Source organism: Nocardia stercoris (assembly GCF_003696265.1).
Taxonomy (GTDB): domain Bacteria; phylum Actinomycetota; class Actinomycetes; order Mycobacteriales; family Mycobacteriaceae; genus Nocardia; species Nocardia stercoris.
In genome coordinates this window covers 33,263-55,256 of the sequence record NZ_RFFH01000010.1, presented here as the reverse complement: position 1 = coordinate 55,256, position 21,994 = coordinate 33,263, and the positions used below count along the sequence as shown (strand labels likewise).

19 protein-coding genes and 1 pseudogene are annotated in these 21,994 nt (G+C 69.9%); 15 read left to right on the top strand and 5 right to left on the bottom strand.

The features are described 5' to 3' along the window. The first annotated feature begins 7 nt into the window (after positions 1–7). From EBN03_RS21985 to EBN03_RS21950, 8 genes are read left to right on the top strand one after another with little or no spacing between them, the layout of a single operon-like run. On the top strand, positions 8–1,429 hold the full coding sequence (locus EBN03_RS21985; RefSeq protein WP_122189991.1) for an MCE family protein: 1,422 nt from the start codon (positions 8–10) through the stop codon (positions 1,427–1,429). After that, positions 1,426–2,448, top strand: coding sequence for an MlaD family protein (locus tag EBN03_RS21980; protein ID WP_122189990.1), 1,023 nt, complete (start codon positions 1,426–1,428; stop codon positions 2,446–2,448). Before EBN03_RS21985 ends, EBN03_RS21980 begins: the two co-directional genes overlap by 4 nt. Beyond that, a complete protein-coding gene (locus EBN03_RS21975) occupies positions 2,445–3,527 on the top strand; it encodes an MCE family protein (protein WP_122189989.1) in 1,083 nt (360 codons plus the stop codon). The genes EBN03_RS21980 and EBN03_RS21975 overlap by 4 nt, the downstream gene beginning before the upstream one ends. Beyond that, positions 3,527–4,627 (top strand): MCE family protein, encoded by a 1,101-nt coding sequence (locus EBN03_RS21970; protein ID WP_122189988.1) that lies wholly within the window; start codon positions 3,527–3,529, stop codon positions 4,625–4,627. Before EBN03_RS21975 ends, EBN03_RS21970 begins: the two co-directional genes overlap by 1 nt. Beyond that, positions 4,624–5,760, top strand: coding sequence for an MCE family protein (locus tag EBN03_RS21965; protein ID WP_122189987.1), 1,137 nt, complete (start codon positions 4,624–4,626; stop codon positions 5,758–5,760). Before EBN03_RS21970 ends, EBN03_RS21965 begins: the two co-directional genes overlap by 4 nt. Continuing rightward, the gene (locus tag EBN03_RS21960) at positions 5,757–6,998 is read left to right on the top strand and encodes an MCE family protein (RefSeq protein WP_407671208.1); all 1,242 of its coding nucleotides are present in this window, start codon (positions 5,757–5,759) and stop codon (positions 6,996–6,998) included. Before EBN03_RS21965 ends, EBN03_RS21960 begins: the two co-directional genes overlap by 4 nt. A gap of 11 nt (positions 6,999–7,009) precedes the next feature. Continuing rightward, the gene (locus EBN03_RS34620) at positions 7,010–7,999 is read left to right on the top strand and encodes a hypothetical protein (protein ID WP_199742910.1); all 990 of its coding nucleotides are present in this window, start codon (positions 7,010–7,012) and stop codon (positions 7,997–7,999) included. 40 nt (positions 8,000–8,039) lie between these two features. After that, positions 8,040–9,302, top strand: a complete 1,263-nt coding sequence (locus tag EBN03_RS21950) for a TetR/AcrR family transcriptional regulator (RefSeq protein ID WP_325052091.1) — start codon at positions 8,040–8,042, stop codon at positions 9,300–9,302. A 179-nt stretch (positions 9,303–9,481) separates the two neighbouring features. Here the strand turns inward: EBN03_RS21950 and EBN03_RS21945 are convergent, their stop codons facing one another. Continuing rightward, positions 9,482–10,729 (bottom strand): MFS transporter, encoded by a 1,248-nt coding sequence (locus EBN03_RS21945; protein ID WP_122189985.1) that lies wholly within the window; start codon positions 10,727–10,729, stop codon positions 9,482–9,484. A gap of 24 nt (positions 10,730–10,753) precedes the next feature. On the opposite strand from EBN03_RS21945, the pseudogene EBN03_RS35180 reads away from it, so the two are divergent. Then, a pseudogene (locus tag EBN03_RS35180) lies at positions 10,754–10,978 on the top strand (LysR family transcriptional regulator); the annotation flags it as partial. Between the two features lie 143 nt (positions 10,979–11,121). Next, positions 11,122–11,802, top strand: coding sequence for a LysR substrate-binding domain-containing protein (locus EBN03_RS21940; RefSeq protein WP_233608532.1), 681 nt, complete (start codon positions 11,122–11,124; stop codon positions 11,800–11,802). On the opposite strand, the gene EBN03_RS21935 is transcribed toward EBN03_RS21940, so the two are convergent. After that, entirely contained in the window at positions 11,775–12,575 is an 801-nt protein-coding gene (locus tag EBN03_RS21935) for an SAM-dependent methyltransferase (protein ID WP_122189984.1), read from the bottom strand. The genes EBN03_RS21940 and EBN03_RS21935 overlap by 28 nt on opposite strands. Before the next feature lie 214 nt (positions 12,576–12,789). On the opposite strand from EBN03_RS21935, the gene EBN03_RS21930 reads away from it, so the two are divergent. Next, positions 12,790–13,050 (top strand): hypothetical protein, encoded by a 261-nt coding sequence (locus EBN03_RS21930; RefSeq protein ID WP_158675706.1) that lies wholly within the window; start codon positions 12,790–12,792, stop codon positions 13,048–13,050. Here EBN03_RS21930 and EBN03_RS21925 read toward each other — a convergent pair. Together EBN03_RS21925 and EBN03_RS21920 are read right to left on the bottom strand one after the other, a co-directional pair. Next, positions 13,025–14,509 (bottom strand): flavin-containing monooxygenase, encoded by a 1,485-nt coding sequence (locus tag EBN03_RS21925; protein ID WP_233608531.1) that lies wholly within the window; start codon positions 14,507–14,509, stop codon positions 13,025–13,027. The genes EBN03_RS21930 and EBN03_RS21925 overlap by 26 nt on opposite strands. Before the next feature lie 313 nt (positions 14,510–14,822). Then, on the bottom strand, positions 14,823–17,468 hold the full coding sequence (locus tag EBN03_RS21920) for a helix-turn-helix transcriptional regulator (protein WP_199742909.1): 2,646 nt from the start codon (positions 17,466–17,468) through the stop codon (positions 14,823–14,825). Between the two features lie 273 nt (positions 17,469–17,741). On the opposite strand from EBN03_RS21920, the gene EBN03_RS21915 reads away from it, so the two are divergent. From EBN03_RS21915 to EBN03_RS35175, 3 genes are read left to right on the top strand one after another with little or no spacing between them, the layout of a single operon-like run. Beyond that, a complete protein-coding gene (locus tag EBN03_RS21915) occupies positions 17,742–18,215 on the top strand; it encodes a hypothetical protein (RefSeq protein ID WP_122189980.1) in 474 nt (157 codons plus the stop codon). Further along, on the top strand, positions 18,212–19,261 hold the full coding sequence (locus EBN03_RS21910; protein ID WP_233608530.1) for an NAD(P)/FAD-dependent oxidoreductase: 1,050 nt from the start codon (positions 18,212–18,214) through the stop codon (positions 19,259–19,261). The genes EBN03_RS21915 and EBN03_RS21910 overlap by 4 nt, the downstream gene beginning before the upstream one ends. After that, a complete protein-coding gene (locus tag EBN03_RS35175; protein WP_233608529.1) occupies positions 19,213–19,395 on the top strand; it encodes a hypothetical protein in 183 nt (60 codons plus the stop codon). The genes EBN03_RS21910 and EBN03_RS35175 overlap by 49 nt, the downstream gene beginning before the upstream one ends. 63 nt (positions 19,396–19,458) lie before the next feature. Here the strand turns inward: EBN03_RS35175 and EBN03_RS21905 are convergent, their stop codons facing one another. After that, positions 19,459–20,604, bottom strand: a complete 1,146-nt coding sequence (locus tag EBN03_RS21905) for an acyl-CoA dehydrogenase family protein (protein WP_122189979.1) — start codon at positions 20,602–20,604, stop codon at positions 19,459–19,461. A gap of 251 nt (positions 20,605–20,855) precedes the next feature. Between EBN03_RS21905 and EBN03_RS21900 the strand changes: the two genes are divergently transcribed. Continuing rightward, complete coding sequence (locus EBN03_RS21900; RefSeq protein ID WP_122189978.1) at positions 20,856–21,848, top strand: NAD(P)H-dependent flavin oxidoreductase; 993 nt, start codon at positions 20,856–20,858, stop codon at positions 21,846–21,848. Positions 21,849–21,994 lie beyond the last annotated feature (146 nt).

The window sequence follows — 21,994 nt, the reverse complement described above, 5'->3', positions numbered from 1 at the left end:
GGGCGGCATGATCCACGATCCCAGTGGCCGCGGGCCCAGCGCGCGGCGGCTCGCGGTCGCCGGCCTGGCCACCACCACGGCCGTCGCCGCCCTGTTGGGCCTGCTGGGCCTGCGCTACACCGGGTACTTCGACCACCACGTCCGGGTGTCGGCCGAGCTCACCAGTACCGGGGACGGACTCCCCGGCCATGCCGACGTCACCTTCCGCGGCCTGGTGGTCGGCTCGGTGGCGGCGGTCGACGTCGTCGCGGCCGGCGAACGACAGCACGCCAGTATCGATCTGGATCCCGCTGTGGCGGGCACGATTCCGGCGAACGTCACCGCACGCGTGATCCCGGGCAACGTGTTCGGGGTGAGCGCCATCGAATTGGTCGACCAGGCACCGACATCGGCCACCCTGACCGCGGGTGCGGTCATTCCCGAGGACACCGGCAACGCCACGGTCCAGCTGCAGACCACACTGAACACGCTGCGCACCGTGCTGAACGCGATGGAACCGGAGAAGCTGGGCCGGGTGCTCGCGACGCTGTCCGCGGCGCTCGACCCGTCCGGGCGGGCACCGGGTTCGACGATCGAGCGGCTCGACAACTGGATCACCCAGGTGCACGACATCCCCGGGATCGGGGACCTGCTGCACAATCTGGGCCTGGCGGCCACGGCGCTCAGCGAATCCGCGCCCGATCTGGTCGGGGTGCTGGCGGATTCGGTGACCACCGCCCGCACACTGAACCAGCACCGCACCGACGTGATCGCGCTGCTGGCCGGCGGCAACGCCACGATCGACTCGGTGAACAACCTCTTCGCGGCCAACCCGGACTCGGGCAAGGTGCTGGTGTCCGGGCTGGACCAGCTGTTCGGCGGCATCGCCCGCGACCCGCAGGCGCTGGCCGACACCGCGGCCAACCTCAATACGTCGCTGCGGCGGCTGCAGCAGGTGTTCACCTTCGGCCCACACCACCAGATGGCCTGGAAGATGATCGTCTCGGCGACACCGTTCCAGCAGTACACCGCCAAGGACTGCCCGCACTACGGCGATCTCTACGGCCCGCGCTGCGGCGGCCCGACCGTGCCGGACAGCGCTCCGCCCCAACAGTATCCGCCGCAGATGGTGCCGCGCTGGCTCGATGCCGCTGGTCCCGCGCCCGCCCCGGCGCCGGTCCCCGGCGCCGACGTGCCGGGCATCCCCGGGCTGCCGGGGCTGCCCGGGTTGCCGGCCGTTCCCGGCATCACCGCACCCGCCGCCGACCACGGCCCCGCGCCCGCCGCCCAGCCGGCCGCGGCGACCGCCCCGGACCCGCTCACCGGCCCCGGTGCGGTGGCCGCGCTGGTCGGCGGCACCCCGAACACCGCCCAGCTGCTGTTGCTGGGGCCCGTCGTGGGCGACGCCACCGTCGTCCCGGACACCACGGAAGGTGATGCGCAACAATGAAAGTCGGCAGATCCCTGGCCGGATTCGGCCTCTTCACCGTCGTCGCGGTCCTGCTGACCTACACCATGTGGTCGACCCTGCAACGCACCGTCGCCGGGCCCACCCAGAGCTATTCGGCGATCTTCTCCGACGTGCTCGGGCTGCGTGTCGGCGACGACGTCCGCATGGCCGGGGTGCGGGTGGGCCGGATCGACGGCATCGACTTCACCGACGGCTATCAGGCTCGCGTCGACTTCCGGATGGAGGCCGACCAGCACATCACCGACACCACCAAAGCCCTGGTGCGCTACCAGAATCTGATCGGCCAGCGGTATGTGGCGCTGGTCGCGGGCGCCGATCCGGGGCACCGGGTGCCGGCCGGGTCGCAGATCCCGGTGCAGCGCACCGAACCGTCGTTCGACGTGTCGGCGCTGCTGTCGGGCTTCGAGCCGCTGTTCAGCGTGCTGCAGCCGCAACAGATCAACGATCTGTCCGAGACGCTGATCCAGGCGTTGCAGGGCAATCAGGTGTCGCTGTCGAATCTGATCACCCAGGCGGCCACGCTGGCGTCCACGTTCGGCCAGCGGGACAAGATCCTCGGTGACGTGCTCACCAATTTGGGCAGCGTGGTGTCCGGCCTGGCCCACCGCAGCGGCGATCTGGAAACCCTGATCACCCAGACCCGCGCCCTGATGGACGGGCTGTACGCCCAGGGCGAGTCGCTGAAGAGCTCGGTGACCCGGGTCGCGACCTCGACCGACTCCCTGGTTTCGCTACTGGCACAGGTGAAGCCGGGCATGGCCACCGCGCAGGACAACGCCACCGCCGGCGTGGAGCTGCTGCTGGCCAACGGTGCCGCCCTGGACCGCGCCGCGGTCCAGCTCCCCGACTTCCTCAACGGCCTGGCCCGGTTCACCAGCTACGGCACCTACGGCAACGCCTATATCTGTCGGCTCGACGTGTCGCTGTGGAACGTCGTGCTGCCACCGGGCGTGTTCTCGCAGGTCGGCGGCAATTCCCAATCGGAGGTGTGCAGATGAGTTTCCGGACACGACTATCCGGGATCCGGCTCCCCGCGCCGCGGCGGATCCCCGGTGTCCGGCGCGTCCCGGACCTGCCGCTGGTGCGCCCGTTGCTGGCCAACCGGCATCTGCGGCTCGGGCTGATCACCGCGGTCCTGGTCGCGGCGCTGCTGGCGGGCTCCAGTCTGGTCGCGGCAATGCACGTGGGCGACAAAACGATTCAGGCCGAGTTCGCCCAGGCCGCGGGTCTGGCCGCGGGCGCAACGGTCGACGTGTCCGGGATCGAAGTCGGTGCGGTGCGCTCGGTGGCGTTGGACAACGACAAGGTCGTCGTCGAGATGCGGGTGCGGCACGATCTGCGCCTGGGCCCCGACGCCGCGGCCGCGATCAAGATGTCGACGATTCTGGGCCGGATGCATATCGACCTGACCCCGGGCAACGGGAAAGGGTTGCCCGGCAATCGGATTCCGCTCGCCGCGACCTCGGTGCCGTACAACCTGAGCAAGGTGATCCTCGACCCCACCTACAAGTCCTCCTTCGAGCACATCGAGCGGATCGACCCGGGCAAGCTGCGGCAGGCCCTCGACACCCTCGATCAGCAGATGGGCGACTCCCCCGCCCTGACCGTGCAGGCGCTCGACAGCATCGGCTCGCTGGCGAAAGTGATCGACGACCGGCGCGACCAGGTGGACCAGTTGCTGAAAAGCATGGATCAGGTGTCGGATCTGGTGTCGGACAACCGGAACAGCGTGCTGCTGCTGCTCGCTCGCGGTGCCGCGATCGGAAACGCGGTGCAGCAGCGGGAAACCCTGTTGAAGCAGCTGCTCGACAATGTGGCCGCCATGTCGAAGTTGTTGCAGGACATGGGGTTGGAGAACAAGAACCAGCTCGGGCCGCTGATCCAGAACCTGAACACCATGTCCGACGGGCTCACCCGCAACAAGGACAACCTCGACCGGCTCTACCAGATCATGCCGGTGGCGTTGCGCCAGTTCGACAATGCGCTCGGCAACGGCCCGTACGGAGATGTGTACGCGCCGTGGGTCTTTCCCGACAACTGGCTGTGCTTCGCCCAGGCCGTTCCGGGGTGTGACTGATGCGACTGCGTGACTTCCTGCGAACCGCGATCGTGTGCCTGGCCGCGTCCGTGGTGTCGAGCTGTACTCTGCTGCCCGACAGCGTCTCCGCCCTGGCCGGGCACTATGTGGGCTCGCATCAGCACATCAGCGCCGACTTCGAGAACGTCGCCGGCCTCTACGCGGGCAACCAGGTCGCGGTGCTGGGCGTGCCGGTCGGCACGGTGGACAAGGTGACGCCCGAGGGCAGTTACGTCCGGGTGGAGATGTCGATCGACCGGGGCGTGAAGATTCCCGCCGGCGCGGTCGCGGCACTGATCTCGCCGCAGCTGATCACCAACCGGCACGTGGAGCTGGCCCCGGCCTACACCGGAAGCGGGCCCACGCTCGCCGACGGCGCGCATATTCCGTTGGAGCACACCAGGACTCCGGTCGAACTGGACCGCATTCTGCAGAACTTCGACCAGCTCGGCGCGGCGTTGCAGGGTGACGACCGCGACGGCCCGCTGTCGTCGCGGGTGCTGTTCCCGCTGCTGGACGGTAACGGCGATAAGCTGCGCGCCACCCTCGACGCGCTGTCCTCGGCGTTCCAGGTCACCTTCGCGAACAAGGACCAGATCGCCGACACCATCGAGAAACTCAACGAGATCACGCAGGTGATCGCCGACAACGACGTGACCGTGCGCGATTTCAGCGGCAGCCTCACCGATCTGCTGAACCTGATGGGTCAGCAGTCCCCCGGTCTGCAGGCGGTGCTGGCCCAGCTGGACAGCTTCGTCACCGACACCTCGGCCCTGGTGGGACAGAACCAGGACCAACTGGCGGGCGCGCTGACCCGGTTCGACGCGATCGCGGCGCAGATGCGGGCCAACGCCCGCGGCCTGACCGAGATCGTGGACGTGGGTCCGCTCATGTTCCAGAACCTGTCGAACGCGGTCAGCACCGACGAACAGGCGGTCCGCCTGCACGGTCTGCTGGACAAGTCGGCGCTCGACGGCGAGGCGCTGGCGACGTTCTGCGAACGCGTGCAGATGCGGCTCGACGGCTGCCGCACCGGCAAGCTCGCGGACCTGGGACCCGACCTCGGGCTCACCGCCGCACTGCTCGGGATCACGAAATGATCGGCTGCACAAGGCTTCTCGCCGCCCTCGGTTCGACGGTCGCGGTGGTGGCGGTCTCCGGCTGCACGGTCACCGCGAGCAATCTGCCGATGCCCGAGCCCGGTATCGGCGGGCCCGGCTACACCATCCACGCGGCGTTCCGAGACGCGCTCAACCTGCCCGAGCGCGCGCACGTGAAGATCGGCGGCACCGATATCGGGGTGGTCACCGAGATCAGCTCCGCGGACTTCGTCGCCGACATCACCATGGAGATCCGGCACGACATCGTGCTGCCGCGCGGCACCACCGCCGAACTGCGGCAGGCCACCCCACTGGGCGATGTGTTCGTGGCCATGACCCTGCCGTCGAAGGCGAACGCGGGCGAGCCGCTGCGCGCCGGCGACACCATCGGCACCGACCACACCGCCACCGCGGCCTCGGTCGAGCAGCTGATGATGTCGATGTCGTTGTTGCTCAACGGCGGTGGGCTGGAGCAGGCCGGGCGGATCACCTCGGACCTGGACTCGATGCTGTCCGGGCGGGCCCCACAGTTCCAGGACCTACTGAAGGAGCTGACCGAGGCGATCACCGCGCTCAACCAGCGCACCGGCGATATCGACCGCACGCTGGGCGGGATGTCCGCGCTGACCGGCGAACTCGCCGCGCACAAGGCCGAACTCGCCTCCGCCGCCGACAATTTCCCGCAGCTGATCGGCCTGCTGGCCGAGAACAACCAGGGCATCGCCGACCTGCTGCGCAAGATCGCGGTGACCATGACGGCGCTCGGCGATTTCACCGACACGACGGGCCCGCAGTTCGTCGGCCTGTTCGACAGCATCCAGAAGCTGATGGCCGGATTCGCCGGCATGGGCGACGACCTGACCGGCACCCTGCAGGGCCTGGACGCCGTCTATCCGGGCGCGATGGCGTCGCTGCGCGGCCCGAGTCTGGCGGTGGCGGCGACCGTCTCGTATCTGGACGTGGGTTCGCTCACCGACCCGAAGGGCAGCCGGCCGCCGGACCTCGGTGATCTGGGCGCCTTCCAGGGCAGCCTCGCCCAGGTGATCGCCAAGGTGCTGGGCCGGCTGGGCAGCCCACCGCGGCAACCGGATTCGCCCGACGGCACGCCGCAGCAATCAGGAGGGAACCGATGACGGACCGACTGCGACGCCGCACCGACGATCTGTTGGGCACGGGCGACCGGGTGCTGCGGCTGCTGACGCCGCTGTGGCAGCGCCTGGTGCGGCACCGGATCGTGGTGGCCAACCTCGGACTGGTGGTGGTGCTGGCGGCGGGCAGCCTCTATGTGGGAACCGTTGTACTGCGCTGGAATCCGTTCCGGCACAGCTACACGGTCACCGTCGAGCTGGCGGCCTCCGGCGGCCTGTCGCCGGGCCGGGACGTGACCTTCCGGGGCAGCCGGGTCGGTGAAGTCTCGGCTGTCCGGGTGTCCGGCGACGGCATTGTCGCGGTCGCCGAGATCGACAGCGGCACCAGGATTCCCGTCGGCGGCACGGTCCACGTCGGGCGGCTGTCCGCGGCCGGTGAGCAGTACCTGGACTTCCGGCCGGACTCCGACACCGGCCCCTACCTGCGCGACGGCGCGGTGATCGACCGGGCCCACACCAGCGTGCCGGTGACGATCCAGGCCGTGCTCGCCGACACCAGTGCCATGTTCTCCGGCCTGAATCCGCAGCGGCTGGACGTGATCATCGACGAGCTGGACAAGGCGCTGGGCGGCGGCCCGGACCGGATGCGCGACCTGATCGACGGCATCAGCCGGGCGATGGCCGGCCTGACCGGGGTCCTGCCGCAGACCAAGCAGCTGCTGGAGAACCTCGAGGTGATCTCGGAGACCACCTCGCACGCCCAGCCCGACCTGTCCACCCTCACCCGGGCGGGCAGCACGCTGTTCCAGCAGGCCGCGGCCGCCGATCAGGAGGTGCGCCACCTGCTCGAAACCGGTCCCGGCGACTTGAACACGGTGGGCACCTTCATTTCCCAGAACCAGGACCCGATCACCGATCTGGTGACCGACTTCGTGGCGATCACCAAATCGGCGAAGCTGCACCAGGCGGGGATCGAGGCCCTGTTCCCGGCGCTGCGCGACGGCGCCAAGGCCCTCGGTGTCCCGGCGCACGACGGCGGCTTCTTCACCATGGTGGACCCGTGGCCGCGCCCGACCTGCGACTACGACACCATTCCGGTCGTCCCGACGCTGGCCACCACCGACACCCGGGTGCGGCTCTACAACTACTGCGTCACCACCGATCCGGCCCTGCAGGTGCGTGGCTCCGCGAACGCGCCGCGCCCCGCCGGGGACGACGGCGCCGGTCCCCCACCGGGTGTGACCGGCAACGAACTCTCCGTCCCCGCAGTCCCCGCCCGATAGGAACGAACACCATGAGCAACACCGCAAGCCCGGCCGGCACCGTCACCGCGAATCCGGACACCGACACGTCCGAGACCCGTTCCGCCACGACCGATTCCGTGGCGCCGACGGCGAGTGGACGGCCGCCGGGTTCCGACGCCCCAGGCAACTCGGCGAGCGAAACGGCCGACCCTACCTCGACCGACGCCGTAGCCCAGCCCGATTCGGGGTCCGCCGACGCCGGCGGATCAGTGAGCGATGCGGCCGAAGCCACCGCCGCCACCGGCTCGACCGCCGCCGTAGCCCAGCCCGATTCGGGCTCCGTTGAACCCGGCGGATCGGCGAGCGTTGCCGCCGCGCAGCCGAATTCCGTTGCCGACCAGGCGAACTCGGACGGGGCGACCAGTTCCGGCGCCGAAACCGCGGCGCAGTCCGACCCGGTCGCGGACGATCCGGCAGCCCCGTCCGACGGTCCGGCAACCGGGTCGACGCGCCGGTTCACGCTCCCGGGCTCCCCCAAGTCCCGTGCGCTGGCCGCCCGCGCCGCCGTCGCCCTGCTGCTCGGCGCGGCACTGTGCACCTCGGTCATCCTGTTCGTGCAGAACAAGCACAATCGGGACCTGCTGGCCGCGCACGACGACGCCCAGGCCGCGGCCTGCAAGTACGCGCCGACTCTGGCGACCTACGACGCCAAGAACCTCGACGCCTATTTCGGCGCGGTGCTGGCGGGCGCCACCGGCGACTGGAAGACCCAGTTCGATTCCACCAGTAAGGATCTGCGCGATGTGCTGACCGCCGGACAGGTGGTGTCGAAGGTCACCGACGTGCAGTGCGCCGTCCGTACCGGCGATACCGACTCGGCGGAGGCGATCGTGGTGATCGGGCAGACCATCACCAGCGTCGGCACGAACAACCAGCCCAAGCCCGGTCAGCTGTCGATGGTGATGCGGTTGCAGCGCGCCGGTGGGCGGTGGCTGGTGAACAAGGTCGACTCCCCGTTGGCCGCGCTGAACCAGCGGTGAGCGCGGCAGCGATTCGGCCACATTTCACCAGGTCGCTACGATGACAGACATGGATGTCGAGGGCGGTCGCAGCGCGGGGACCGTGGGCCGGCGCCGCTCCCCGGCAAACGGCGAGCAGCGCGTGGTCCGCCGCCGCCCCAAGAACCGCCGGGCCCAGATCGCCGCGGAGGCCGCGGCGGCCTTCGGCAGCTCCGGCTATCACGGGGTCAGCATGGAGGACATCGCCGGCCGCCTGGGCATCAGTTCGGCCGCGCTGTACCGCCACTATCCGAGCAAGTACGCGCTGTTCCGGGAGGAACTGCAGCGGCTGGCCGAGGTGAATCTGGCGGCGACGGTGCTGCCCGAGGAGGCCGCCGCCTGGACCCCGCAGCAGCGGATCGACCACGTGCTGTCCGCGACAATCGCCACCATGCTCGCCAACCGGACAACGGTCGCGCTGGCGCGCTGGGAGCAGCGCTACCTCGAGCGCGCCGACCGCAAGGCCATGGACGAGCAGTTCGCGGCCGCCACCACCGCGCTGCGCCGCCTGATCGGCGAACTGCGCCCGGAACTCGACGGCCACGACCGCGCGGTGCGCGCGGTCGCGATCTTCAGCGTGATCAGCAGCATCGGTGACCACCACACCACCATCCCGGCGAAACCGCTGACCCAGCTGCTGAAGTCGACGAGCTGGGCCCTGATCCGCACCGATCTGCCCGCCGTGGATTCGACGCCCGAGCCACCGCCGCCGGTGGAGATCCCGGAATCGTTCAAACACGAACTGCTGCTGAAGAAAGCCGTGGACCTGTTCAAGGATCGCGGCTACGCGAACGTCAGCATGGAGGATATCGCGTCCGCCGCGGACCTGTCGGCGGCGTCCGCCGTATACCGCTACTACCGCAGCAAGAGCACTCTGCTCGCGGCAGCGTTCCGGCGGGCCGGCGACCGGGTGTCGGGCGCGATCGGGCCCGCGGTGGCCGCGGCGTCGACCCCCGCGGACGCGCTGTCCACCCTGATCGAGCTCTATGTCGCCGGGTCGTTCGAGGACCGGGCGCTCACCTACGTGTACTACTCCGAATTCAGCCACGTCGACCCCGAGGACCGCGCGACGCTGCGGCACCTACAGCACCAGGTGGTGGCGGAGTGGGCCAAGCTGGTGGTCGCGGTCCGACCCGAATTGACGATCGGGCAGGCCCGCATTCTGGTCCACGCGGCGTTCGGCCTGGTCATCGGACTGGGCCGGGTCTTCGGCGACGACGGGATCTGCCCACAGCCCCGGGTGGTGCAGCTGCTCGGCGTCACACTGTTCGGGCAACTGCCGTAGGCGCGCCCCGTCTGCCGCGGGACGAACTCAGCGAACAACCCGGTCTCGAGGTCGCCGCTATCCCCGCGGCCACGCGGCGGGTCGATGACCGCCCGGCGGGACAGCCCGCGCCGGAGGGTTGCTCGATCCGGACGGTGCCGTCCATGTCGCTCGGTGGCGCGCAGCGCACGATCGGCTGATCACTGCCGCGCTGCGGCGAATTCGGGTTCGGCTGCCGGTGTCGCGCGGCGCGGCAGCAGCAGCGGACTGGCGAGGATGAGCAGTCCGGCGACCGCGAGCGCGGTGCGGGGGCTGGTCACGTCCGCCAGCAGCCCGCCGAGCGCGCTCAGTGCGGCGATGGCGGCGCTGGTGCCGATCGACCATGCCGACAGGGTGCGGGCCACCCGGTCCGTGGCGGTCTGCTCGAGGCGATAGGTAGCCGAAACCGGGTTGTACAGGCTCATACTGACGATGATCGCGAGTTCGACGACGATCACCGTCAGCAGCCCGGCGATACCCGGTGGCACGAACGCGAGCCCCAGCAGCGGGATCACCCGCAGCGTGCCGACCGTCCGCAGCGTCCGATGCGTCCCGAAGCGGGCCACCACCCGCGGGGCCAGCCGGGATCCGGCCAGCCCGCCGAGGCACGGCGCCGCGAACGCGAGCCCGTATTGCCATGGGGGGAAACGGAGTTCGCGCAGCAGCACTACGGCCAGCAGCGGCTCGGTGGCCATGATCAGCCCGTTCACCAGCAGCGCGTTGAGGTAGAGGGCCCGCAGTCCGGGGTGGCCCAGCAGATACCGCCAGCCGTCGAACAGGTCCGGGACGCGCAGCCGCCGCCGTTCGGCGGGCCGCGGCGACTGCTCCCCGCCGCGGATCGCGAATATCGCCGCTGCCGAGAGCAGGTAGCTCAGCGCGTCGGCCGCGACGGTGACCACCGGCCCGAACAGACCGATCGCCGCCCCGCCCAGCGGCGGGCCGATCGCGATCGAACTCCACGTCGTCGACTCGAACCGCGCGTTCGCGACGAGCAGATCACCCTCGGGCACAAGGCTTTTCAGGTAAGCGCCACTGGCCGCGTTGAACGCGATCTTCGCCGCCGCGACCACGGCCGAGACCACCAGCAGCTGTACGAATCCCAGCCGACCGCAGGCGTACGCGAGCGGGATCGACAGCATGGCCGCGAATCGCACCAGATCCATGGCGATCAGCACCGGCCGCTTACCGCGGAACTCCACCCACGGGCCGAGCGGCACCGCGACGAGCGCACCGACCGCCGGCCCGATCGCCGACAGCGCGGCCACCTGTCCCGGCTCCGCGTGCAGCGCCAGCACGGCGATCAGCGGCAGGGCGCCGAACCCGAGCCCGGAGCCGTAGGCGCTGACCGCGTAGGCCGCCCACAACCAGCCGAACCGCCGGCCCAGGGATCGTCTGCCCTCCGCCACCATGTACCTCCGCCTCGCTCGCCCACGGTGAATCGGCTGTTATCGAAGCAGAGCGCGGGCAGCGCGGTCGAACAACCGATTCGGCGGCGAGCCACAACCCTAGGTTGTACCCGTAGGCTGTTCCGCGTGGACCTCGTCGCCGTGCGCACCTTCGTCGCCGCAGCCGACGAAGGCCAGTTCTCCGAGGCCGCCGCGCTGCTGTCGGTCACCCAGCAGGCGGTCTCCAAACGTATTGCGGCACTGGAGAGCTCTCTCGACGTCCGCTTGTTCGTCCGGACTCCCCGCGGGATCGAACTCACCGCCGACGGGCACGCGTTCCTCCCCCATGCCCGGGAACTGTTGCGGATCGCGCCGCGGCCGCCGTGCGTCCCGGTCGGCGCGCGCTGCGGGTGGACGTGGTCGCACGGCGGATCGGTACCTCGGTGCTGCTGCAGAACTTCCATCGCCGGCACCCCGGGATCGCACTCGACGTCGTCACCCTGTCGGACGCCGACCTGGACGCGGCCGGTGCCGCCGTCGACGCCGGCGCGATCGACGCCACCTTCCACGCCGTCCCGGCCCACCATCGGCTGCCCGGCACCCTGAGTGCCGCACGAGCGTTCGACGAACACCACGAGTTGCTCGTCGGTCCCCGGCACCCGTTGGCCGATCGCCCCGCGGTCACACCGGCGGAGCTGGCCGGGTACCCGATCCGGATGCCCGGACTGCCGGCGCGCGGCGAAGTGGCCGACTACTACCGGGCGCTCACCTCGGCCTTCGGATTCACCATCGACACCGTCGGACCCGTTTTCGCCAAGGAGTCGCTGCTGGACGAGATCGCCGAATCCGCCGAGCTGGCAACCCTGATCGGCGCGGGCACCCGGTATCTGTGGCCGGACCGCTACGACCTGCGGCGCATTCCGGTCCGCGACCCGGCACCGGTGTACCCGATGTCGATCATCTGGCGCACCGGCAATCCGCATCCCGCGCTGGCCACCCTGCGCGCGTTTCTCCGCTCGACGCGAGACATCGCCGCCGACACCGAGATCTGGCTGCCGACCTGGGCGCGTCAGGGCTTGCGCGCCACCCCACCGTAGGCGGCGATCTCGGGCAGGCCCTCCTGCTGGTCGGCCGGGATGCCCCAGGACACGATCGGGCCGAAGCCGGGCTCGAGCAGGTCCAGGCCGTCGAAGACCGCGGCGAGTTCCTTCTGGGTGCGCGGAACATACGGCACCCCACCCGATTTGGCGTATTCCGCGCACAGGGTGGCATAGGCCTCGCTGTCGACCGTACCGTCCCAGTAGACGAGGTAGCTGCCGGCGGGGACCGCGGCCAGCACCGTGCGGACGATCCGCAGCAGGTCGTCGTAGGACCGCGCGTGCCCGAGCACACCCATGAACATGACCGCGATCGGCTGCTCGAAGTCGAGCACCTCGCGCGCGGCGGCGATGATCTTCTCGGGCTCGTGGTAGTCGGCCTCGACGTACTTGGTGACGCCGCTGGCGGCGGCGTCGGTCTTGAGCAGCGCCCGCGCGTGGGTGAGCACCAGCGGATCGTTGTCGACGTAGACGATCCGCGCGGCCGGAACGACCGCCTGCGCCGCCTCGTGCGTATTGCGCTGTGTGGGCAGCCCGGTGCCGATATCGAGGAACTGCGCGATTCCGGCGGACTCGGCGAGGTAGGTGACGGCCCGGATCAGATATTTGCGGCTCTCGATTGCCATGGTGGCAATGTCCGGGTCGATCTCGAGGCTGGCGTCACCGACCACCCGGTCGATTTCGTAGTTGTCCCTGCCACCCATCCAGTAGTTCCAGATTCTGGCGGAGTGCGGGATGTCGGTGCGTATTTCGGTATTGGGCTCGGCGGACATACTGGCTCCTCATACAACCCGTCTCACGGGCGCTGCCGGTAAGCGAACGGTCGGTGGTCGTGCGGCGATCCTTCCTGCGACAGTACAAGATTGACCATGACCGACGAGTCCGGATCGGCCCGATACTTCCATATGGCACACGATCTACGGCACGACGGGGTACCCTGACGAAACACCTCGCCGAGAATTCCCCAACAGCCGGAAGGACAGTGTCGTGCATCGCGCGGAGGCATTGCGAATTCTCGCATCGTGGGTGATGACGCTGCAGTTGATGCCGCCCGAAGACCCCGATTACGCCGACGCCGCGCGCCGCAAGATCGAAGCCGCGGCGGAGGCCCTGCGGTGCGGCGCCAGCGCGGAAACCGTCCAGCGGATGGGACAATTCAGTCCGCTGGAGATTCGCCGGGTCCGGCAGCTGGCGCTCGCACCGACCGATTCGTGGGACGCGCTCAACCAGCGCAGGTACAACGGCTGAGCTGGACCGCGTGGAAGGATTCGGCCGGATGCGTCGCCGTCATCCGGGCGAATTGCCGCGCCGACGCCGGCCACGGGTTCGTCACCGCGCCATCGGCGTTCTTGTACCAGCTCGGCACATCCGCGCCCAGCACCGTGCGATCCAGCCGGCCCTGCAACCATTGCCGGTACCGGGAGGCTGCCACGGGGTTGATCTCGATCGCCCGCAGCCCCGATTCCTCCTGCCAGCGCAGGCATTTCAGGATGAAGGCGATCTGCCGTTCCTTGATCTCGGGATTGGAGCCGGTGCTGATGAAGGAGTTCGGTCCGGCGATGAGGAACAGATTCGGGAACTGCGGCACCGCCAGCCCGAGGTAGGCGTCGGGTGCGGTCCGCCACCGTTCCCCGAGCAGCGCTCCGCCCCGCCCGCGCACCGTGATCGGCGTGAGGAACTCCGATGCCCGGAATCCGGTGGCGAAGACGAGCACGTCGTGCGGCCGGTGCCGGCCACCCCCGGTTTCGATGCCGTCGGCGGTGATCCGGCGCAGTGGATCGGTGACCAGCTCGACGTTGTCGCGTTGGAGCGCGCGATAGATGGTGCTGTCGAACAGGATCCGTTTCGCGCCGATCGGATGCCCCGGGGTGAGTGCGGCACGCAGCGCCGGATCGGGCACCTCACGGCGCAGGTGCGTGCGCGCGATGCGCTCGGCGAGGCCGGCGGACCAGCCGCCGCGCAGCAGCGGGGTCAGGGTCAGATCCGCGCCGTAGTACAGCGCTTTCCGGTACACGCTGTGCATTCCGGGCACGGCGAGCGCGCGCCGGAGCACCGGCCCGAACTCCGCTCGCGGTTTGGGCAGGACCCAGTGCGGGGTCCGCTGATAGACGGTGACCTGGTCCGCGACCGCCGCGACGTGCGGAAGTAGTTGTGCGCCACTGGATCCGGTGCCGATCACCGCCACCTTGCGGCCGGCCAGCGGTACCGAGTGGTCCCATCGGGCGGAGTGGAACGCCGCCCCACCGAACGAGTCCAGGCCGGGGATGTCCGGCCGGAACGGCCGATGCAGCTGACCGACCGCGAAAACGACCGTCTCGGCGAGGTATTCGCCACCACCGGTGACGGTGAGCGTCCAGGTACCGGAACTGTCGTCGTAGTGAGCGCCGGTCAGGGCCGTGCCCAGCCGCAGGTGCGGCCGCAAACCCTCCGCAGCGGTGAAATCGCGTAGGTAGTCGAGGATTTCAGCTTGCGAGGGGTGCCGGGTACGCGCGTTGCGGTACGGGCGCGCCGACAGGGAGTACAGGTGCGAGGGGACGTCGCACGAGCAGCCCGGGTAGGTGTTCTCCCGCCACACGCCGCCGACGTCCTGTCCTTTCTCGACGATCACGAAGTCGTCGATGCCGGCTCTGCGTAACGCCGATCCCATGGCCAATCCGCCGAATCCCGCTCCCACGATCACGATCCGCGCTCGAGCACCAAAGCTCACTGCCGACATCCTTCGCTGCCGATCCGACTGGGTCGCCAGCAAACGTAGATAACCGATCCGGAAGCGGCAAACATTTAGCTATTCCATCGCGTGTCGCCCGCACCGATCGGACCGTGCTGCGTCCGTCCACGCAAATCGATACGCGCCGAACCGTATTCGCGCAACGCTACCCAGCACTCTGTTTGCACCGAGTTTGCTGCAGAAGCAACCTGCATCCACAGCGAATGATCGGCGATAGCTGGTTCGGCCATGCCGGCCGCCGGGGGCGTCAGCCCGCTCGGCCGCAGCCGCTCACCACACGCAGCCGCGTCCGTCAGTCCAGATCGAGGTGAGCCAGTTCGGTGCGGACCGTGACACCCAGTTTCGGGAAGGCCCGATACAGGTGGTGGCTCACGGTCTTCGGGCTCAGGAACAGGCGCGCGGCGATGTCCTTGTTGGTGGCGCCGGTCGCGGCCAGCCGCACGATCTGCAGTTCCTGCGGCGTCAACGCGGCCACCGCGCTGGTGGATCGTCCTCGGGCACCGCGGGTCTCACCCGTGGCGCGCAGTTCGGTCGCCGCCCGGCGGGCCCACAGGTCCGCGCCGAGCCGTTCGAAGATCTCCTGGGCGGCGCGCAGCTGGGTGCGGGCGTCGACGCGGCGGTGGGCCCGGCGCAACCATTCGCCGTAGACGAGGTGGCTGCGGGCTTGTTCGAAGGGACGGTCCGGGCAGGCGAGCGCGGCGGCGAAGTGCTGTTCGTCCGAGGTCAGCAGCGCCCGGCAGCGGTGCAGCACCGCGTCCGCCCACGGCTGCTGCGCGGCGTCGGCCCAGTTCCGGAAGCGCTCGAACGGCGCCGCGGCCCCGGCGCTGTCGCCGAGGTAGACGGCAGCCTCGACGTGATCGGGGGCGAAACAGACAGCGTGGATCTGGTGGCGAATCGGATCGGGTATCGCGGCGAGACGGTCGACCACCGCCTGCCAGCGACCGGAACCGAGATCGAGCAGAGCCAGCGCCCACTCGCCCCACGCACCGCTGGTCGCGACCGAATCGGCGGCGAAATGCGCCAGATTCCTGCCCGCCAGCTCGCGGCAGCGCTCCTCGTCGCCCGCGGCCGCGGCGAGCCAGGCCTGCACCCCGTACAGGTGCGCGAGCCGGTGCGACTGACCGGTGTCCTGCGCGATCGCGACCCCTTCCGTCAGCGCCAGCGCGCCGTCCCGGAAGCGGCCCAGATACACTTCGGCCACCGCCAGCGTGATGAGCAGCAACGGCATTCGGCCGATGCTGCCGTCGATGCGGCAGCGCTCGGTCAGCTCGAGGGCGAAGGCACGGCAGGTGTCGAAGTCTCCCGCCAGCAGCGCCTGCGAGGCGGCGTTGCTGCGCAGCTCGAGCGGGCTGTCTGCGGCGTGCCGTTCCCGGGCCACGAAGGCCCGGCAGCGAGCCAGGCTACGGTGGGTATCGCCAATGAGCCACTGGTAGCTCGCGGTCACGGTCGGCGCGGCCGGATGGTCGTCGCCGAACCCCAGGGCCGTGAAGCGTTCGTGGACGCGGCGTGCCCAGTCGAGTTCCCCGGCGTAGAAGGCGATCCGGGCGGCTTCGGCCAGCAGGGTTGCCACGGCGGCCGGATCATCGGAATCTATTGCGCCCAAAGCTGTTTCGAATGCATCCCGCAGGGAGCCGCTGTCGAAGGCCAGGCGGGTGCGCAGCAGGGTCGACCGCAGGTCGGTGCCGAACCGCCGAGCCTGGTCGGCCAGATCGGCGGCGAATTCGCGCTGTCCGCCGGTCTCGGCGGCCTCGGCGGCGGCGATCAGCCGGCGACCACGATCGGCGGATTCCGGAGTCAGTTGCGCGGCCCGCAGCAGGGCGGTCGCGGCCGCCCGGTAACCGGTGCGGCGGCGGGCCCGGTCGGCGGCGGCCTCCAGCGCCGCGGCCGCCTCCGGATCGAATCCGGTTGCGGCACAGCCCAGATGCCAGGCGCGACGGTCGGCGTCCGCGCTGTCGGTGAGCACCTCGGCCAGGGCGCCGTGCACCGCGAGCCGCTCGGCATAGGTCATGCTGTGATAGGCGGCGGCGGTCATCAGCGGATGCCGGAACCGCAGCATGGGTGCGGCCACGTCGACCAGTCCCGCGGCCTCTGCCGCGCCGACGGCCGCGAGCGGCACGTCCAGTCGGGCGGCGGCCGCACCGATCACGCTCAGATTGCCGGTCTCCTCGGCGGCCGCCACCAGGAGCAGGGTCCGCGCCGGGCCGGGCAGTGCCGAGATCCGGCGATGGTAGGCCTCGGCGAGCCGGTGCGGCAGCGGCAGCAGGCCGGTGGCCGGCGGATCGTCGAGTGCGGCCGGAAGTTCGCGCAACGCAAGCGGATTGCCCGCCGCCTCGGCGAGGACGCGGTCCCGCGCCGGACCGGTGAGATCCGCCGCCTGCTCGTCGAGCAGCCGCCGGGCCGCCGCGGCGTCCAGGGCAGCCACCGGACGCTGCCGCAGTCCGGGAGCGGTGAATTCGGGTCGAGAGGCCAGGACCATCGCGATCCCCTCACCGGCCAGGCGGCGGGCGGTGAACAGCAGGGCGTCGACGGAGGCCTGGTCGAGCCAGTGCGCGTCGTCGATCAGACACAGCACCGGGGCGGCGGCGTCCAAGAGCGTGAGGGTCGCGAGACCGACCAGGAACCGGTCGCTTCCCTCGCCCGCCGCCTGGCCGAACGCGGCCCGCACTGCGGCGGCCTGCGGTGCGGGTAGTTCGTCGATGCGGTCCTGCAGCGGCCACAGCAGCATCTGCAGCCCGGCATACGGTAGTTCGGCCTCGCTCTCCACTCCGGACGCGCGTAGCACCCGCAGCGAATCCGCGTGCTCGGCAGCGTAATCCAGCAGGGCCGTCTTGCCGATGCCCGGATCGCCGACCAGGTGCACCGCACCGCTGCGCGCGGTCCGGGCCAGCTGCAGCAGTTCGTCGATGTCGCGCAGTTCCCGGTCGCGCCCGATCAGCACGCCGACCCCACCGGGGTGCTCGATGTGGCGTACCGATTCGATTGTCGCGCAGGCGGTCTCGCCGCCCGACGGTACAGCGGGCCGAACGCGGCGAACGCCACGTCCAGCACGAACAGGACCGCCGAGATCGCGGCGGCGCGGCGGGGTACTTCGAGTGGAGCCGACACGACCACGAAGATAGCCGACCGTCCGGTCTGCCAGTGTCCGATGTCCGGCAGATGTAAGGCATTTGTCCGACGCGACGACATCGCCTGCCGCCATAGCGTTCTCCCTGTGAACGACGACAGTGACACCCGGGCCGAGCGGGACCGCCGCCGCGCGCTGGGCCGCGACCTCATGGACGCCGAGAACGTCGACGGGTTACTGGTCTACGGCGACACCTACTTCACCGGCGGTGCCGTCGCGGTGACAGTGCTGCCGCGCGTCGGCACACCGATCGCGTTGCGCGACAACCCGGGTGCGATTCCGTGGGCGGACACCCGGACCGGATGTAACGCCTACGGCATCGCGTCGGCGCTGCGCGAGCTGCGCTTGCATCGCAACCCCGTCGGGGTGATCGGGCTCGAACCCTATCCGCCCGACCACGACCGCGCGCTCATTCCCTACAGCCTGTGGGTCCGGGTGCTCGACCTGGTACCGCAGTCCACCTTCGTCCCGGTGTGGCCCGGCTTCGCTCGGCGACTGGCCGAGCGCGGCCACCTCACCACCGACCACTCTGCTCGACACACAGAACGGAAGTACCGATGAACACCACCGATATCCACGAGATCGTCGTCCTCGGCGCGGGTTACACCGGCATGATCGCCACCGCGAGCCTCGCCCACCGGACCCGCAAGCTCCCGGTCCGCATCACCCTGGTGAACCCGTCCGACCGCTTCACCGAGCGCCTGCGCATGCACCAGATCGCGACCGGCCGGGAGCTCGCCGACCATCGCATTCCGGCGCTGCTCGCCGGTACCGGAGTCGAATTCCACCGGGCGGCGGCCACGTCCGTCGACCCCGAGGCCCAGCTGGTCACCCTCGACTCCGGCACGACGCTGCGTTACGACACCCTCGTCTACGCGCTCGGCAGCACCACCGACACCAGCGCGGTGCCCGGCGCCGACCATCACGCGTGGACGCTGAACGATCCGCGCTCGGCCCATCGCCTCGCCGGGCGGCTCGCCGAGATCGCGGCCGGCGGCGGGACGGTGACCGTCTGCGGCGGTGGGCTGACCGGGATCGAGGCGGCGACCGAGATCGCCGAGAGCTTCCCGGAGCTGACGGTCACCATGATCAGCGCCGGCGAGATCGGCGCCATGATGGGCGAGAAGGCCCGCGCGCACCTGAACGCCGCCCTGGACCGGCTCGGCATCGTGCGGCGGACCGGACTGCGAGCCACCAAGGTGCTGCCCGACGCGGTCGAACTCGACAACGGCGAACTGGTCGACTCGGATCTCACCCTGTGGACTACCGGGGTCCGGGTTTCCCCCTGGCTGCCGACGCCGGAATCGCCACCGACGCAGCGGGACTCGTCGTCACGGACGCGACGTTGCGCTCGGTGTCGCACCCGAACGTCCACGCCGTCGGCGACGCGGCGGCGATCACCATGGGCTGGGGCCGCATCCATGGCACCTGCCAGAGCGGCATACCCACCGCCGCCTACACGGCCGTGGCGATCACCCGGGAACTGCGCGGAAAGCCGGTGCGGCCGTTCCGGTTCGGGTACTTCCATCAGCCGGTCAGCCTGGGCCGCGCGGACGCGGTGGTCCAGTTCACCAACGCCGACGACACCCCGAAGCGGTGGTATCTGAAGGGCCGGGCCGCGGTGTTCTACAAGGAGAGCGTGACCGGCAGCCCGATCCCGGTCGCGAAGATGAGCACCAAAGTCACTGTGCCGGTGAGCATGGTGACGATGTCGAAGGGCGGTCGCAGCACCCGCGCCTGAGCGGGAGGCGACGTGCGGGCCGGAGACCCCTCGGTGCTCCGGCCCGCTGTCGCGATACCGGCCCTAGAGCCCGTAGGTCTTGCCGATGATGTCGCGCTGGATCTCGCTGGTGCCGCCGAAGATGGTGGATACCAGCGCACCTCGCACGTGCTTCTCCATGTCGAACTCGCGGGCGTAGCCGTAGCCGCCCATCATCTGCATCCCCTCCAGCGCCACCCGCTTCGAGGTCTCGGTGGCCTTCAGCTTGGCCATCGACGCCTCGCGCGGCAGCATCCGCCCGGGGTTGCGGTCCGCCTCCCGGGCGACGCTGTAGACCAGCAGTTTGGTGCACTCGATCTCGGTGGCCAGGTCGGCGATGCGGTGCCGCAGCGCCTGGAACGTGCCGATGGCGCGGCCGAACTGCTTGCGCTGCGTGACGAATCCGAGCAGATCTTCGAAGGCCCGCTCGGCGGCGCCCAGGCTCATGGCGGCCAGGATCAGGCGCTCGAAGTTGAGGCCGGTCATGAGCTGGCGCCAGCCGTTGCCGACCTCGCCGACCACCGCGTCCGCGGGCAGCAGGCAGTCGGTGAAGAACAGGTCGTTGGTCTCGCGCTGATTGCCCATCAGTTCGATCGGGTTGATCGTGAGGCCCGGAGTGCCGGCGGGCACGTGGAACATGGTGAGCCCCTCGTGTTTTCCGCCGCTGCGGTCGGTACGGGCGACCAACAGGATGTTCTCGGAGATGTGCGCGTTGGAGCACCAGGTCTTCTGGCCGTTGATCAGCCAGCCGTCCGCGGTCCGCTCCGCCCGGGTCGACAGGTTGCCGACGTCCGAGCCGGCCTCGGGTTCCGACATCGAGATCGATTGCGACGCACCGCGAACGATGCCGCGCAGCACGGTCTCCTGCTGGGCCGCGGTGCCGTAGTTGGCGTAGGCGCCGCCGGTGATCAGGGTCGGGCCGATGGCACCGATCGGCAGCATGCCGCGCATGCTCTCCTCCAGCAGGATGCACATGTCGACCAGGGTGGCGTCGGATCCGCCGTACTCCTCGGGGACGGTCAGGCCGAGCCAGCCGAGCTCGGCCATCGCGGCGTAGACGCCCGGATTGTGCTGGTGCTCATCGTGATCGGTGAGTTCGTCACGCCGGTCGCGGGTGCCGGCCACGCGCTTGGCGAAGTCGGTGACCGCGGCCGCGAAGTCCTGCTGTTCCTGGGTGAATTCGGTGCCCATGCACTGGTTCCTCTGCTCTGTGGGTCGGCGTCTGTGACTGTCGGTTCCTGTCGGACAGCCGGGCCGCACGAGACTCGGCAGTCGTCCGGGCGGGCCGGAACATCCGCGATATCAGGCGTTGACAGGCTCGCCGAGGCGCCGTTAAGTTAATCTCCATTCTCGGTAAGTTAATCATGATTCTCCCCCGCTGCATAGGTACCGGAACCCCGGCAGCCGAGCGGGAAGACATGCCCCGACCCGATGGAGGGCCCATGCTGCGCACCCGATTCACCGAGGTCTTCGGTGTCGAACATCCGATCGTGCAGGGCGGAATGATGTGGGCCGGGCGGGCCGAACTCGCCGCCGCGGTGTCACAGGCCGGCGGGCTCGGCATCGTCACCGGACTGACCCAGCCCACCCCCGCCGCGCTGCGCGAGGAGATCGCCCGCACCCGCGACCTGACCGACAAGCCGTTCGGCGTGAATCTGACCATCCTGCCGTCGATTTCGCCGCCGCCCTACGCCGAGTACCGGCAGGCCATCATCGACGGCGGGGTGAAGATCGTGGAGATCGCGGGCGGCAATCCCGCCACCCACCTGCCCTATCTCAAGGACGCCGGGATCAAGGTGCTGCACAAGTGCACCAGCGTGAAACACGCGGTCAAGGCGCAGCAGGTCGGCGTCGACGGCATCAGCATCGACGGCTTCGAATGCGCGGGCCACCCCGGGGAGAACGACACTCCCGGCCTGGTCCTGATCCCGGCCGCGGCCCGCGAGATCGAGATTCCGATGATCGCCTCCGGCGGTTTCGCCGACGCCCGCGGCCTGGTCGCGGCGCTCGCCCTCGGCGCGCACGGCGTCAACATGGGCACCCGCTTCCTGTGCACCGCCGAATCACCGGTCGCGCAGGTGGTGAAGGAGCAGATCGTCGCCAACTCCGAACTCGACACCCAGCTCATCTTCCGCACCATGGGCAACACCGCCCGCGTCGCCGACAACGCGATCAGCCGCCGCGTCGTCGAAATCGAACGCGCAGGCGGCACTTTCGACGACGTCCGCGACCTCGTCGCCGGCGCCCGCGGCCGCAAGGTCTTCGAAGACGGCGACCTCGACGCCGGCATCTGGAGCGCCGGCCAATGCCAAGGCCTGATCCACGACATCCCCACCTGCGCCGACCTCATCGCGCGCATGGTCCGCGAGGCCGAGGAACTCATCACCGGCCGCCTCACCAACGCTGTCGTAGCCGGCGCGGGCGTGCGGCCGTAACCACCTTTCCCCCAACGCATCCGAGGACGGAATTCGGCATGCGATCATCCTGCGCTATACGCCGGTCGTGGGGGGGGGGGGGGGGGGGCCCCCCCCCCGGGGGGGGGGGGCGAGCTTTGGTGTGTATGGAGGGGTAGGGGGACGGG